Origin of the sequence: Aequorivita soesokkakensis (assembly GCF_001641085.1) — a bacterium.
In the GTDB taxonomy this organism is placed as follows: domain Bacteria; phylum Bacteroidota; class Bacteroidia; order Flavobacteriales; family Flavobacteriaceae; genus Aequorivita; species Aequorivita soesokkakensis.
Genome location: NZ_LXIE01000023.1, coordinates 200,078 through 213,773 on the forward strand (window position 1 = coordinate 200,078; position 13,696 = coordinate 213,773).

Here is a 13,696-nt window from a genome sequence, read left to right on the forward strand (position 1 = left end):
GAATCCATAAACAAGTTATTTAAAAACGAAAAAAAGGAAATTTAACAAAAATCCATCTTTTGGGAAGAATCAGTAAATCAATATTTTAGAAAGAATAAACTATATTTATTGAAACAAAGCCTTTAATTCAGTAGCGTCATTGGGTTTCATCTTTCCAGCAAGAACTAAGCTCAATTGTTTTCTGCGAAGTGCAGCTACAAATCGTTTTTTCTCAAGCTCTGTTTCCGGAACAATCTCTGGAACCCTAACTGGGTTTCCCATTTCATCAACGGCTACAAAAGTATATATAGCTTCATTGGAAAGGCTTCTCTCCCCACTTTCACGGTCTTCAATAAAAACATCCATATAAACTTCCATAGAACTTTTAAATGCTCTTGAAACCTTTGCTTCAACGGTCACAACACTTCCCAAAGGAATCATCTTGTTAAAGGCCACGTGGTTTACGGAAGCGGTAACAACAATTCTTCTGCTGTGGCGACGCGCGGCTATACTTGCAGCCCGGTCCATTCTTGCAAGAAGTTCCCCGCCAAACATATTGCCGATGGGGTTGGTTTCGCTTGGCAGCACCATATCTGTATAAATGGTTAAGGATTGTTGGGGTGTTTTGGATTGCATTTTGAATTATTTTTTTGCAAAGATACCCAAGTTGGGAAAAAGAAAAGAGAAAAAAGAAAATTCAGAGTTTTTTAAACAACTTTCTGTTTACTGAATACTGCGTACTGACTACTGAAAACTAATTACTGAATATCCTGTACCAACAACCACGCATCAGCATTCTCGGTCCTTTGGATTTCGTGAAGTTTTTGTTGCGCTTCCAAACGGTCTGCAAAACTTGCATATAAAACTTGGTGAAGACCGTAACGGGTAGGTTCCATTTTTAAAGGTAAAAATCCTTTATCGCGCAATTGTTGCATTTTTTTATCGGCATTGGCTTCTTCGCGGTAAGCTCCCGCAACAATATGGTACATTCCGGTATGCTTCGGAAGTTGAAGACTGAGCACCGGAAGCGGATTTTCTATTACGAAAGTTGCTTCCTGAATTTGGTTTTCAACAAGCGAGTTTGCCTTTTGCCGTTCCGCATAATTGAATTGCTGAACTTGGTTTTCATAAAGCTTCAAACTTCCAAAACCTATCGCAGAAAGGGCAATAACGGCTATTGCGGCATATTTAAGATAGGGTTTTGCTTCTTTTCTTTTTGGGGTGAAAATTATTGGAGCTTTATCTTCCAAAGCTTCAACGGTTTCTTTGTAAACCTCACGGCTTATTTTTGGTGAAACGAAAGAAGCAAGCCCAAATGCCGAGGTGCTGAAATTTTGTTGGTGGAATGGTTCAAACTGAAGTGATTTCTCTTCGTTCAATGAAAAATCACCTATATTTTTAAAAGAAATAGTCTTCCCTTCAGAAAGCGCAGTTGAAATTTCAGCAGTGAATTTCCGTATTTGTTGCAACGCAGTTTCATAACTACATTTTTCAACCGAAGCCACATAATTTGCAAACAAACCATCATTGGCCTGCAATTGTTTATTGAAAGAAACAATTTTTGAAGGCGGGTTGAAAGTGTTTGTGGCATCGTCAATATGTGCAGATTTATAACGCGTAAGAAATGCGCCAAAACCAGGAATAATCACACATTCGTATCGGTAAAGCAGGTCTGCTATGTAGGTTGTAAGTTGCATAAAAACAAAGTTAGCCTTTTTTGAGGGCTATCCAATTTTTGTTTTTGGAATTTATTAACAACTTAAAATGTTGTATTTTTAATGTTCTCCCCGGTTTTAATTTTTAAGACCATGCTTTCAAAAAACGAACTGCGCTATACACTTGCTTTACAGCGAATTCCAAATTTAGGGGATATTTCAACAAAAAAATTGCTTCGGAAAATGGGTTCTGCGGAAGCTATTTTCAATGAGAAAAAAAGCAATCTCGCCAAAATTGATGGTATCGGACTGCTGCGATTAAAGGAAATAAATCTGAAACAACAATTGGAGGAAGCCGATGCCGAATTGGAATTTATCGAGAAAAACAACATTGAATATAGCTACTTCAAAGATAAAACGTATCCCGAAAAACTGAAACATTGCATAGATGGCCCAATTCTTTTTTTCCATCGCGGGAATATAGATTTAGTTGGAAAGAAAATAATAAGCATCGTGGGCACCCGAAAAATTACGAGTTACGGCAATGCTTTTTGCCAAAATTTAATTGAGGAACTTTCGCCATTAAACCCTGTTATAGTCTCGGGTCTGGCTTATGGGGTTGATATTTGTGCACACAAAGCTGCAATAGAAAACAACTTGCAAAACATAGCTTGTTTGGCGCATGGATTAAATCAAATGTACCCCAAAGACCATAAAAAATACGTTGCCAAAATTGAGGAGAATGGCGGTTTTATTACAGAATTTTGGAGCAATGATGCCTTCGATAGAAATAATTTTCTAAAAAGAAACCGAATAATCGCGGGGCTTTCCGAAGCTACTATCGTTATAGAATCCGCAGAGAAAGGCGGAAGTTTGGTAACTGCAGATATTGCGAACTCTTATAACAGAGAAGTTTTTGCAGTCCCCGGAAGGGCCACCGATAGTCAAAGTCGCGGTTGCAATAATTTGATAAAACAGCAAAAAGCTCAATTGCTAACCAGCGCTGCAGATATAATTTATATGTTGGATTGGGAGCTTAAAGAAGCTCAAAAACCAAAACAAACCCAACTTTTTGTGGAATTGGATGAAGAAGAAAAAGTAGTATTCCGTTTTTTAAAGGAAAAGGAAAAAGAACTTTTAGACATCATCGCTTTGGAATGTAACATTCCAGCCTATAAAACCGCCAGCATTTTAATGAATATGGAATTGAAAGGAGTTGTTCGGCCTTTACCCGGAAAATTGTTTCAGTTAGTTTAATAACCTACTTTTTCTCGAACTCTTTTTAAAACTCCATCTGCAACCTTTCTGGCCTTTTCGGCTCCCGTAGCGAGTGCAGCATCTATTTCTGGAAGGTTTTCCATAAAATAATGATAGCGAGTGCGTTCTTCGGAAAACTTTTCTGTTAACAATTCAAACAAGGCTTGCTTGGCGTGACCGTAACCATAGTTTCCACCTTCGTAATTTTTTCGCATTTGTGAAACTTCTTCTTTGGAACCTAATAATTTATAGAGTCCAAATACATTGCAAGTATCAGGATTCTTTGGTTCTTCCAGCGGAGTGCTGTCCGTTTCAATAGTCATTACCTGTTTCCTAAGTTGTTTGTCATTCAAAAATATATTGATGAAATTTCCTTTCGATTTGCTCATTTTAGTACCATCAGTTCCCGGAACATACATCGTTTCTTCCTGTACCTTTCCAACGGGCAACACAAAAGTCTCGCCCATCTGCGCATGAAAACGGGAAGCTACATCGCGCGTAATTTCAATATGTTGCATTTGGTCTTTTCCCACGGGCACAATTTCGGCATCGTACAAAAGAATATCAGCCGCCATAAGCATTGGATAGGTAAAAAGTCCAGCATTTACATCTTCCAGGCGGTCTGCCTTGTCTTTAAAGGAATGCGCCAATGTCAACCGCTGAAAAGGGAAAAAGCAGCTTAAATACCAAGTAAGCTCTGCAGTTTGTGGCACATCGCTTTGACGATAGAAGACCACCCGCTCAATATCCAGCCCAAAAGCCAACCATGTTGCGGCAACGCTATAAGTATTTGCGCGAAGTATTTCCGCATTTTTTATCTGCGTTAACGAGTGCATGTCTGCAATAAAAAGGAAAGAATCATTTTTAGAATCGTTTGCCATTTCAATGGCTGGAACGATTGCGCCTAAAATATTTCCTAAGTGTGGCGTGCCTGTACTTTGTATTCCTGTGAGTATTCTGGACATTGTTTTAAAAAATTTTCAGCAAAGGTACTTTTTTTGATTTATTCGCATCGTTCAAATTGTTACTTTTGAAACTCGATGAAAATATTTAATTACATTTTTACCACCTTTTACCGTATTTGGTTTTATATCATTGTAGCAATTGCTACTATTCTGCTTTTTCCTTTTCTGCTGATAAGTATTTTGAAACATTCTTGGTATCCATTTTTCTTCAAAGTAGCTCGAACTTGGTCTGCATTAATAATTTATGGAATTGGTTGTTACCCCATCATAAAACGTGACATACAGTATGAAAAGGGCAGAAGTTATATGTTTGTTGCCAACCACACGTCAATGACGGATATTATGTTGATGTTTTATGCAACTAAAAACCCTTTTGTTTTCGTCGGAAAAAAGGAATTGGCGAAGATTCCTCTGTTCGGATATATTTATAAGCGCACCTGTATTTTGGTGGATCGCGGAAACACGAAAAGTCGCGTTGAAGCTTTCCGAAGAGCAGAAATTCGTTTAAATGAAGGTTTAAGCGTCTGTATTTTCCCCGAAGGTGGCGTGCCGGATGATCTTTCTATTTTGTTGGATGAATTTAAGGACGGCGCTTTTCGTCTTTCTATTGAACATCAAATTCCTATTGCCCCAATGACCTTTCACGATAATAAAAAACGGTTTCCATATTCTTTCTTCATTGGTGGCCCCGGCAAAATGCGGGTAAAAGTCCACAAACTTATACCAACCGCAACCTTGACTTTGGATAGCAGAAAGGAATTGAAAAAAGAAACAAGGGAAGTAATTTTGAATGAATTGCTTGCTCCAACGGTTTGAAATTTTTTTTGAATAAAAAAAACCGTCCTATGGCGAAAGAACGGTTTTTGGCAATCATTTTGTTTGAAGTATATCAAACACATCCAACTAAAAACTAACCTAAAACTTGAAACTAAATCCACTGTAAACTCCCAAGTAGTATGGCTTGAAGCTTACAGAAGAATCTGTATATGGGTTGAGCTGGTATTTAAACATTGGCTCAATATTAAACGTAAATTTTTTGGACAGTTTATAGTCCAATCCCAGCCCGACGTTAGTTGAAAAACTTACCGAAGAAAGATTGTTGGCATCTCCCAGCACGGTATTATAATTATCTGCTTTTACTGAAATTTCATTGTTGCCCAAAAGTAAAGTACTCACACCTCCAATTAAATTAACGCCAAATTTGTTGTTAATTACAGCGTATTTAAGTTCTACGGGCACTTCGTAATAATTGATATTTTGAATAAGCCGCGCATCTCCCTGAGTTGATTTTGGCATAATATCACCAAAACCATTGGAAGGACTTGCATTCGCAAAAGAGCCTTTATCGGCAGCGGTAACAACTACTTGCCTAGAGCCGTAATCTACAGAGCGTAAAGCCACAGCTACGGGACCCGTACCAACTTCAATACCGGAAGTGCTATAACTTAAATCTACATTATTAACTCCGGTGCGAACGCTTAAACGGTTGTTCAAAGCATAGCTAACTTGCACACCATAACTCATATTTACCTCTCCTTTTTGTGGATTGTCCGCAAAACTTGGATCTATGGAAGAGCCATTGCCAAGACTGCTGTAATAAACTGGGGCTACATTGGGCGCCACATTCCAGCGATGTTCGGGTTTTTGTTTTTTTGTTTTTTCAGTAGCCACATCCTCTTTTTTCTCTTCAGCAATTGCATCAAAGATTGATTTTTTGTTTTGTGATTCCTGGGCTACTTCCGTGTCGGTTTTTACTGAATTTTTTTCAGTGCTTTCCTTTACAGTTTTATCGTTTATGGCAATGCCTTCTTTACCTTGTGGGTTTTTGTCGAAAATATCTTTGTCCTTTTTCAGGAAATTTTCGGTTGCTTCTTTTGCGTTTTTGTCTGAATTTATTTTTTCGGAATTATTTTTTGAGACTGCAACATCTTCCTTCAAATCATTTTTTGAAATGTTTTTTTCCAAGAAGTTGGCATTGGCGTTTGTTTTGTCGTTTGAATTTTTCTTCTCAGAATTGTTTGAAGCAATTATGGTGCGGTTTTCTTTTTCGGAAGAATTAATTAAACTTTTATTTGAGGATTTATTCGAAATTTTTGTTTCTCCTTTATTTTTTGAAGAATTGCTTTGGGAAATTTCAGAATTCTGAACCGCATCACTCTGAAGCGTTTTTTCTTCCGAAGCAACTTGTGTTTCATTTGCTTCTTTTACTATTTCAGAATTAGTTTCTTGTTGGTTTTTTTCTGTTTTTATAACATTTTCATCAGTTATTGAAGGCGTTCCAATATCTGTAGGGTTATAAACCCAATTGCCCACTGAAAGCAAAATAGCGATCAGCGCGGCAACGCCGCCAAGTTTTATCCAAAGTGGAATAACCTTGCGTTCTTTTTTCTCCTTTTTCAGCTCTGATTGGATATTTTCCCAAACGCGCGGCGAAGGTGTGGCCTCAAAATTTTTGAAGCCTTCGTTAAAAATGTTGTCTATGTTTTTCTTTTCTTTCATTGGGAATCCCCCGCAAAGAGCAGGGGTTCTTTTGTTCAATCTAAATAATCAAATAATGCTATTAAGTGTTATTTTTTGCATTATACTCTTCAATTTTATTTTTCAAAATCATTCTGGCACGGGCCAGGTTTGATTTAGACGTTCCATCGCTGATTCCTAACATTTCTGCTATCTCTTTGTGTTGATAGCCGTCCATCACGTACATACTGAAAACCAATCTGTATCTATCCGGAAGTTCCTGCACAATTTTCAGCAAAAAATCCAGTGGAATTTCCTCGCTTTCAATTTCAGAATCATCTTCCCCATCTTCAATCTGTCCTTCATCAACAATTTCAAAGGTGCGCTGTTTTCTGTATTTCTGAAGGACGGTGTTCACGGTAATCCGTTTCATCCAGCCTTCAAAAGAACCTTTGCCATTATACTGCTCAACTTTTTTAAAAATAGTAAGAAACGCATCTTGCAGGTTGTCTTCTGCTTCTGCATAATTAGGAGAATATCGAAGGCAAATGGCGAATAAAATCCTGCTGTACTGTGTGTACAATTCGCCCTGTGCCTTTGCATCCTGCTTCTTACATTGTATGATGAGCTCGTCTAAAGTCAAATGCGGTACCGTGAATTATTGTTCCGTTGTAAATACCTCCTTTATTGTAGAGGGCAACCGTAATAATCAAGGTTCCTACATTTTGTAGATACCACTGTATCAAAAGGGTTGCGTGGTTGGCTGAAAATTATTTACTTATAGCAACAATTGCATCCTTAATTTTCTTTTCCAGTTCGTCCATTAATTCTGGGTTGTCCAGAAGAAGTGCCTTAACGGCATCGCGCCCTTGCCCGAGTTTTGTATCGTCATAGCTGAACCAAGAACCAGCTTTTTTAATAATTTCGAAATCAACGCCGAGGTCTATTATTTCACCAACTTTGGAGATTCCTTCGCCATACATAATATCAAATTCCACTTGTTTGAAAGGCGGCGCAACTTTGTTTTTCACCACTTTAACCCGGGTTTTGTTTCCGGTCGCGTTGCTATCGGTATCTTTTATTTGTGTGGAACGGCGAATATCCAATCGTACCGAAGCGTAAAATTTCAAAGCGTTCCCACCCGTTGTGGTTTCTGGGTTTCCGAACATCACTCCAATTTTTTCACGCAACTGGTTAATGAAGATTACTGTACATTTTGTTTTGCTGATGGAACCTGTAAGTTTTCGCAAAGCCTGACTCATTAATCGCGCATGCAGACCCATTTTGCTATCACCCATTTCGCCTTCTATTTCGCTTTTTGGCGTTAATGCGGCAACGGAGTCAATGATCACAATGTCAATGGCACCACTTCGGATTAGGTTATCGGCGATTTCCAAAGCCTGTTCCCCATTATCAGGTTGTGAAATGATAAGGTTTTCAATGTCAACGCCCAGTTTTTCGGCATAGCCTCTATCAAAAGCATGTTCTGCATCAATAAAAGCAGCGATTCCTCCCTTTTTTTGGGCTTCTGCAATTGCGTGAAGTGTTAGGGTTGTTTTACCCGAAGATTCCGGACCGTAAATTTCAATTACTCTTCCCCTCGGATAACCGCCCACGCCGAGAGCAACATCCAAACCAAGCGAACCTGTTGGAATTACATCTACATCTTCCACGGCGCTATCGCCCATTTTCATTACGGTTCCCTTACCGTAGGTTTTGTCAAGTTTATCTAAAGTTAGCTTTAAAGCTTTTAGTTTTGCGTCTTTTTCAGTGCTCATTTTCAGTATTTTTTATGATGGAATTTTAATCCTCCTCCGCAAAAAAATGCTTTGGTGGATGAGTATGCTAAGATACTATTTCTTTGTGCTTGGGACAAAAGTAAAATATGGGGAGAAACGATTTTTGTTAACAATAAATATAATGATTATTTTTGCCGAATCTATTAAAATCGATTCTTTTCACCTAAAAAAGTATAGCATGCAACTGTACAATAAATTAAGTGCAAAAGAGAGGGAAACACTTTTGGAACAGGCCGGCGAGGAACGGCTTACCCTTTCTTTTTATCAATATGCCAAGATTGGCAATCCGCATCTTTTCCGAAATCATTTGTTTATCGCTTGGCATGAGCAGGATGTCTTGGGGCGTATTTATGTTGCCCACGAGGGCATTAACGCCCAACTTTCAGTTCCAGCAAAGCGTTTTATGGAATTTAAGGAATTTCTGGACGGGATTTATTTTCTGAAAGACGTTCGCTTGAACATTGCCATTGAACAGGATTTGAAATCCTTCCTAAAACTGAAAGTAAAAGTGCGCGATAAAATTGTGGCGGATGGTTTGAATGATGAAACTTTTGACGTTACAAACAAAGGAATTCACGTTGATGCGATGAAATTCAACGAACTTATTGAAGATCCAAACGTGGTTTTGGTAGATATGCGAAACCATTATGAAAGTGAAATCGGCCATTTCAAAAACGCCGTTACACCAGACGTTGATACGTTTCGGGATTCGCTGGATATTATAGAAGCAGATTTAAAAGACCATAAAGAAGACAAGAAGCTGGTTATGTACTGCACGGGCGGCATACGTTGTGAAAAGGCCAGCGCATACTATAAACACAAGGGTTTTAAGAATGTGTTTCAGCTTGAGGGCGGTATTATTGAATATGCCAGACAGGTTGAGAATTTAGGCCTGGAAAATAAATTTTTGGGGAAGAATTTTGTTTTTGACCATCGCCGTGGCGAACGTATTACCGACGTGGTAATAAGCCACTGCCACCAATGTGGCGAAGCTTGCGATACGCATACCAATTGTGCAAACGAAGCTTGCCATTTGCTGTTTATTCAATGTGAGAAATGTGCCGTGGCCATGGAAAACTGCTGTAGCGAGGAGTGTATTGAAATAATCCACTTGCCATACGAAGAGCAGAAACGCCTACGCCAAGGCATTCCGAATAGTAACAAGATTTTTAAGAAAGGGCGTTCGGAGAAGCTGAAGTTTAAAAGGCCCCCTAGCCCCCAAAGGGGGAATTAGCAAATTTATGGTTTTGAGTCTGGGGAAGAACTTTTAACTTTAGCGCACTTTCAACTTTAGGCACTTCTAAATATGATATTCGATTCTTGATTTAAAAATTCCGAATTTTGAATTCCGCATTCATAATTAATTATTGGTATCTTTACTGATTAAATTGTTTGTTTAATTTTCGTCCCTCTTCGTTTTGAAAAGGGCTTTATATATAAAATTTATGGGCTGTACCAGCTGTGCCACAGGCGCCGACGGACAGCCAAAGGGATGCAAGAACAATGGTACTTGCGGAACCGATGGCTGCAACAAATTAACGGTGTTTGACTGGCTTTCAAATATGCAACTTCCTGCCGATATGGAACCCTTCAATGCGGTGGAAGTGCGCTTTAAAAACGGAAGGAAAGAATTCTTCCAAAATTCTGAAAATCTTACTTTAAGTATAGGCGATACAATTGCTACCGAAGCTTCGCCAGGGCATGACATTGGTATGGTTACTTTAACAGGCGAACTCGTTAGGGTTCAAATGAAAAAGAAAAAAATTCCAGTAAAAGTGGAGGCTTTGCCCAAAATATACCGAAAAGCTTCCCAAAAAGATATAGACATTTGGCAGGGCGTACGCGATAAAGAGGCTGATGTGCAAAAACGTTCCCGTGAAATCGCTATTCGTTTGGGGCTTCAAATGAAGATTAGCGATGTGGAATTTCAGGGCGATGCTTCAAAAGTTATTTTCTATTACACGGCTGAAGAGCGTGTAGATTTCCGTGAATTGATAAAGGAATTTGCCCGCACCTTCAATACCCGTATTGAAATGAAACAGGTTGGTTTCCGGCAGGAAGCGGCACGTTTGGGTGGGATTGGCAGTTGTGGCCGCGAACTTTGCTGTTCTACTTGGCTTACGGATTTTCGTTCGGTGAATACTTCCGCAGCGCGCTATCAGCAACTTTCCTTGAATCCGCAAAAACTTGCTGGGCAATGTGGAAAGTTGAAATGTTGCTTAAATTATGAATTGGATACCTATTTGGAGGCTTTGGAATCATTTCCAAATACAGAAACCAAACTACAGACCGAAAAAGGATATGCAACCTGCCAAAAAATAGACATTTTTAAAGGCTTGCTTTGGTATGCCTACGAAAAGGAATTTATGAATTGGCACGAGCTTACCGCTGAAAAAGCCAATGAAATAATAGCTTTGAACACAAAAGGCAAAAAGCCAATGGCGCTGGAGGAATATATAATTGAAACTCCAAAACCAGAAAAGGAGCCGTTCAGCAACGTTGTTGGCCAAGACAGTTTGACCCGTTTTGACCAACCAAAACAAAAAAACAAAAAACGCAGAAATAAAAACCGAAATAAAGGCAAAGTTGAAGCTACGGCTGGAAATGCTCCTAAAAATAACCCGAAGGGCAATGCTCCAAAAAAGTCGAGGAACAAATCCGGGAATCAAAACAGAAATAGAAAGCCGCCGAAGAATGAATAAAGTACTGGCATTTTTTTTGTTAATTGGAATATTCACATCCTGCGAATCCAATACGGTTTTTAGCGAAACACGTGCTATGGACGGGTTTTGGGGCGCTGAGGAAGTAGTGGAATTTAAACTCCCAGAGTTGGATTCTATTAAAAAATACAATCTCTTTTTAAATATTAGAAATACAAACGAATACAAGTTCAACAATCTGTTTTTGATTGTTTCAATGAATTTTCCGCACGGCAAAACAGTAACCGACACACTTGAATACCGAATGGCAAATCCGGATGGTTCATGGATGGGCCAGGGAATTGGTGATGTAAAGGAAAATAAGTTATTTTACAAAGAACACGTCAGTTTTTTTGAAGACGGTATTTATACCATAACAATTGCCCAAGCAATGCGCAATAATGGCGAGGTGGAAGGCGTTACAAAACTCGAAGGTATTACAGATGTTGGTTTCAGCGTTGAAGAAGCCTCCAAACAGTAAAAATTATGGCAACAAAAAAAGCAGCTCCTAAAAAGAAAAACCAGAATGATGTAAGCCATCATATCAAAACATTTTGGAAAATTTTTGCTGGGTTTATACTCGTGGTTATTTTGTTTTTTCTCTTGGCCTCGTGGGGAGTCTTTGGAAGTCTTCCGGATGAAACAAGTCTTGAAAACCCTGAAAAAAACCTCGCCACCGAAATCATTTCTTCCGACGGGAAAACCATCGGGAAATTTTATAAAGAAAACAGAACCCCCGTTCCATTTGACTCATTGCCGGACCATTTGGTAAATGCTTTAATAGCTACTGAAGATGTGCGTTTTTATGACCATTCGGGAATTGACGGAAGGGGAACCATTCGTGCATTTGCCTTTTTGGGCAGTCGCGGTGGCGCAAGTACCATCACCCAACAATTGGCAAAACTCTTTTTTACCGAGCAGGTTTCCCGAAACAAAGTACAGCGGGGCTTGCAAAAAATAAAGGAGTGGATCATCGCCACCCGTTTGGAGCGCCGTTACACAAAAGAAGAAATAATCACAATGTATTTTAACGAATACGATTTTGTGAACCAAGCAGTAGGCATTGAATCTGCCGCAAACATTTATTTTGACAAACCACCATCAGCATTGAGTACGGTTGAAGCAGCTACCCTTGTGGGGATGTTCAAAAATGCTTCATTATACAACCCTATTCGAAATCCAGAAGGCGTGACCAACAGAAGAAATGTGGTGCTTTCCCAAATGGAGAAGTACGATTATATTTCTGAAAAAGTAATGGATTCGTTACAAGCGCTTCCATTAAATATAAAATTTACGCCACAAGGCCACGATGAAGGAAGTGCTACCTATTTCCGCGAATATGCGCGTGCCTTTATGGAAAACTGGATAAAGGAGCATCCAAAACCAGATGGCAGCAAGTACAACATTTACCAAGATGGATTAAAAGTTTATGTAACCATTGATAGCAAAATGCAGGAATATGCAGAAGAAGCCGTAAAGAAGCATATGGCGCATCTTCAGGAAGCATTCGATGAACAGAATAAAAAAAATAAAACCGCTCCTTTTAGAGACATTACTGAAAAAGAAACTGAAGGCATTCTAAATTCCGCTATGCGAAAAAGTGACCGCTGGCGGGAGATGAAAAAACAAGGAAAAGACGAAGAAGAAATTATAAAAAGCTTCAAAAAGAAAATCCCAATGCGTGTTTTTTCCTGGAAAGGAGATATTGATACTATAATGACACCTATGGATTCCATTCGCTACCACAAATCTTTTCTGCAGGCAGCAATGATGTCCATGACTCCGCAAACAGGTGAAGTAAAAGCGTGGGTGGGAGGCATTAACTATAAACATTATAAATATGATATGGTAAAAAAGGGAAGACGTCAAATAGGCTCCACCTTTAAACCATTTGTATATGCCACGGCAATAGACCAAATGCATATGTCGCCCTGTGATACATTGCCAAACACAATGTACACCATTCCAGCGGGAAGACACAATTTAATAAAACCTTGGGCACCTAAAAATGCTGGCGGCGGTTATGGAGGAATGGTAACTTTAAAATATGCACTCGCAAATTCCATAAACACTATTACGGCAAGGTTGATAGACCGCGTGGGTCCAGAACCAGTAATTGATTTAGTTAAGAAAATGGGCGTTGATACCGAAAATATGCCTGCCGTACCTTCCATAGCGCTTGGAACACCTGATGTTTCGGTTTATGAAATGGTTGGCGCGTATAGCACCTTTGCAAATGAAGGGGTTTATGTTGAACCAATACTAATTCAAAGAATTGAGGACAAAAACGGAACGGTTCTTTATCAAAATGTTCCAAAAACCAAAGATGTTATTAGCAATGAAACGGCCTATGTAACGGTAAGTTTAATGGAAGGCGTAACACAATCCGGATCGGGTGCTCGCCTGAGAGGAACATGGGCGGTAAATTCTCCAGTCTATAAAAATGCAGTAACAGGTTATCCCTATGATTTTAAAAACCCAATTGCTGGTAAAACAGGAACTACCCAAAACAATAGCGATGGCTGGTTTATGGGGATGGTTCCAAATTTGGTTACTGGTGTGTGGGTTGGTGGTGATGATCGCGCTACGCATTTTGGTTCCACAAGCTACGGACAGGGAGCTACAATGGCATTGCCTATTTGGGGAATGTATATGAAAAGCTGCTATGCCGATAAAGATTTGGATGTTTCAACGGGAAGTTTTACACGTCCCGCAAATCTTTCCATAGAAACCGATTGTTCCAAATGGCGCCAAGGCAATCCCGATGTAGAGGAAATGCCTGATGAATTTGGTATTTAATAAAATTCTTATAAATGAAAACCTCACAGATCTTAGGAAAATGTGAGGTTTTTTTATAGGTTGAAATTTTGTAATTTTCAGAAAAT

Annotated in this window: 12 protein-coding genes; 6 read left to right on the top strand and 6 right to left on the bottom strand. The window is 39.1% G+C overall.

Features of this window, described 5'->3' with window-relative positions; translation table 11 throughout:
* Positions 1-105: 105 nt before the first annotated feature.
* Together A7A78_RS09530 and A7A78_RS09535 are read right to left on the bottom strand one after the other, a co-directional pair.
* Positions 106-615: an acyl-CoA thioesterase gene (locus tag A7A78_RS09530; RefSeq protein WP_068762223.1), complete on the bottom strand. Its 510-nt coding sequence runs from the start codon at positions 613-615 to the stop codon at positions 106-108.
* 122 nt (positions 616-737) lie between these two features.
* Positions 738-1,676 carry an HU domain-containing protein gene (locus A7A78_RS09535; RefSeq protein ID WP_068762224.1) on the bottom strand — a complete coding sequence of 313 codons (939 nt, stop codon included), beginning with the start codon at positions 1,674-1,676 and terminating at the stop codon, positions 738-740.
* Positions 1,677-1,787: 111 nt separating this feature from the next.
* Here A7A78_RS09535 and dprA point away from each other — a divergent pair, with 111 nt between their 5' ends.
* Entirely contained in the window at positions 1,788-2,891 is a 1,104-nt protein-coding gene (dprA, locus tag A7A78_RS09540) for a DNA-processing protein DprA (protein WP_068762279.1), read from the top strand.
* Here the strand turns inward: dprA and trpS are convergent.
* Positions 2,888-3,856 (bottom strand): tryptophan--tRNA ligase, encoded by a 969-nt coding sequence (gene trpS, locus A7A78_RS09545; RefSeq protein WP_068762225.1) that lies wholly within the window; start codon positions 3,854-3,856, stop codon positions 2,888-2,890. The genes dprA and trpS overlap by 4 nt on opposite strands.
* Before the next feature lie 75 nt (positions 3,857-3,931).
* Here trpS and A7A78_RS09550 point away from each other — a divergent pair, with 75 nt between their 5' ends.
* The gene (locus A7A78_RS09550) at positions 3,932-4,672 is read left to right on the top strand and encodes a lysophospholipid acyltransferase family protein (protein WP_068762226.1); all 741 of its coding nucleotides are present in this window, start codon (positions 3,932-3,934) and stop codon (positions 4,670-4,672) included.
* Positions 4,673-4,771: 99 nt separating this feature from the next.
* Here A7A78_RS09550 and A7A78_RS09555 read toward each other — a convergent pair whose 3' ends face one another.
* The 3 genes from A7A78_RS09555 to recA all read right to left on the bottom strand — a co-directional run bounded on the left by A7A78_RS09555 (position 4,772) and on the right by recA (position 8,091).
* Entirely contained in the window at positions 4,772-6,355 is a 1,584-nt protein-coding gene (locus tag A7A78_RS09555) for an outer membrane beta-barrel protein (RefSeq protein WP_068762227.1), read from the bottom strand.
* A gap of 61 nt (positions 6,356-6,416) precedes the next feature.
* Entirely contained in the window at positions 6,417-6,956 is a 540-nt protein-coding gene (locus A7A78_RS09560) for an RNA polymerase sigma factor (protein WP_068762228.1), read from the bottom strand.
* Between the two features lie 127 nt (positions 6,957-7,083).
* The gene (gene recA / locus A7A78_RS09565; RefSeq protein ID WP_068762229.1) at positions 7,084-8,091 is read right to left on the bottom strand and encodes a recombinase RecA; all 1,008 of its coding nucleotides are present in this window, start codon (positions 8,089-8,091) and stop codon (positions 7,084-7,086) included.
* Positions 8,092-8,290: 199 nt separating this feature from the next.
* Here recA and trhO point away from each other — a divergent pair, with 199 nt between their 5' ends.
* The 4 genes from trhO to A7A78_RS09585 all read left to right on the top strand — a co-directional run bounded on the left by trhO (position 8,291) and on the right by A7A78_RS09585 (position 13,610).
* Positions 8,291-9,346, top strand: a complete 1,056-nt coding sequence (gene trhO / locus A7A78_RS09570) for an oxygen-dependent tRNA uridine(34) hydroxylase TrhO (protein WP_068762280.1) — start codon at positions 8,291-8,293, stop codon at positions 9,344-9,346.
* 211 nt (positions 9,347-9,557) lie between these two features.
* Positions 9,558-10,814 carry a PSP1 domain-containing protein gene (locus A7A78_RS09575; protein ID WP_068762230.1) on the top strand — a complete coding sequence of 419 codons (1,257 nt, stop codon included), beginning with the start codon at positions 9,558-9,560 and terminating at the stop codon, positions 10,812-10,814.
* Positions 10,807-11,292, top strand: a complete 486-nt coding sequence (locus A7A78_RS09580; protein WP_068762231.1) for a gliding motility lipoprotein GldH — start codon at positions 10,807-10,809, stop codon at positions 11,290-11,292. Before A7A78_RS09575 ends, A7A78_RS09580 begins: the two co-directional genes overlap by 8 nt.
* A 5-nt stretch (positions 11,293-11,297) precedes the next feature.
* Entirely contained in the window at positions 11,298-13,610 is a 2,313-nt protein-coding gene (locus A7A78_RS09585; RefSeq protein WP_068762232.1) for a penicillin-binding protein 1A, read from the top strand.
* Positions 13,611-13,696 lie beyond the last annotated feature (86 nt).

Coding starts and splice junctions, on each gene's coding strand:
- trhO (WP_068762280.1), top strand. CDS start 8,291: ATGCAACTGTACAATAAATTAAGTGCAAAAGAGAGGGAAACACTTTTG.
- A7A78_RS09585 (WP_068762232.1), top strand. CDS start 11,298: ATGGCAACAAAAAAAGCAGCTCCTAAAAAGAAAAACCAGAATGATGTA.
- recA (WP_068762229.1), bottom strand. CDS start 8,091: ATGAGCACTGAAAAAGACGCAAAACTAAAAGCTTTAAAGCTAACTTTA.
- A7A78_RS09575 (WP_068762230.1), top strand. CDS start 9,558: ATGGGCTGTACCAGCTGTGCCACAGGCGCCGACGGACAGCCAAAGGGA.
- A7A78_RS09580 (WP_068762231.1), top strand. CDS start 10,807: ATGAATAAAGTACTGGCATTTTTTTTGTTAATTGGAATATTCACATCC.
- A7A78_RS09555 (WP_068762227.1), bottom strand. CDS start 6,355: ATGAAAGAAAAGAAAAACATAGACAACATTTTTAACGAAGGCTTCAAA.
- A7A78_RS09550 (WP_068762226.1), top strand. CDS start 3,932: ATGAAAATATTTAATTACATTTTTACCACCTTTTACCGTATTTGGTTT.
- A7A78_RS09530 (WP_068762223.1), bottom strand. CDS start 615: ATGCAATCCAAAACACCCCAACAATCCTTAACCATTTATACAGATATG.
- trpS (WP_068762225.1), bottom strand. CDS start 3,856: ATGTCCAGAATACTCACAGGAATACAAAGTACAGGCACGCCACACTTA.
- A7A78_RS09535 (WP_068762224.1), bottom strand. CDS start 1,676: ATGCAACTTACAACCTACATAGCAGACCTGCTTTACCGATACGAATGT.
- dprA (WP_068762279.1), top strand. CDS start 1,788: ATGCTTTCAAAAAACGAACTGCGCTATACACTTGCTTTACAGCGAATT.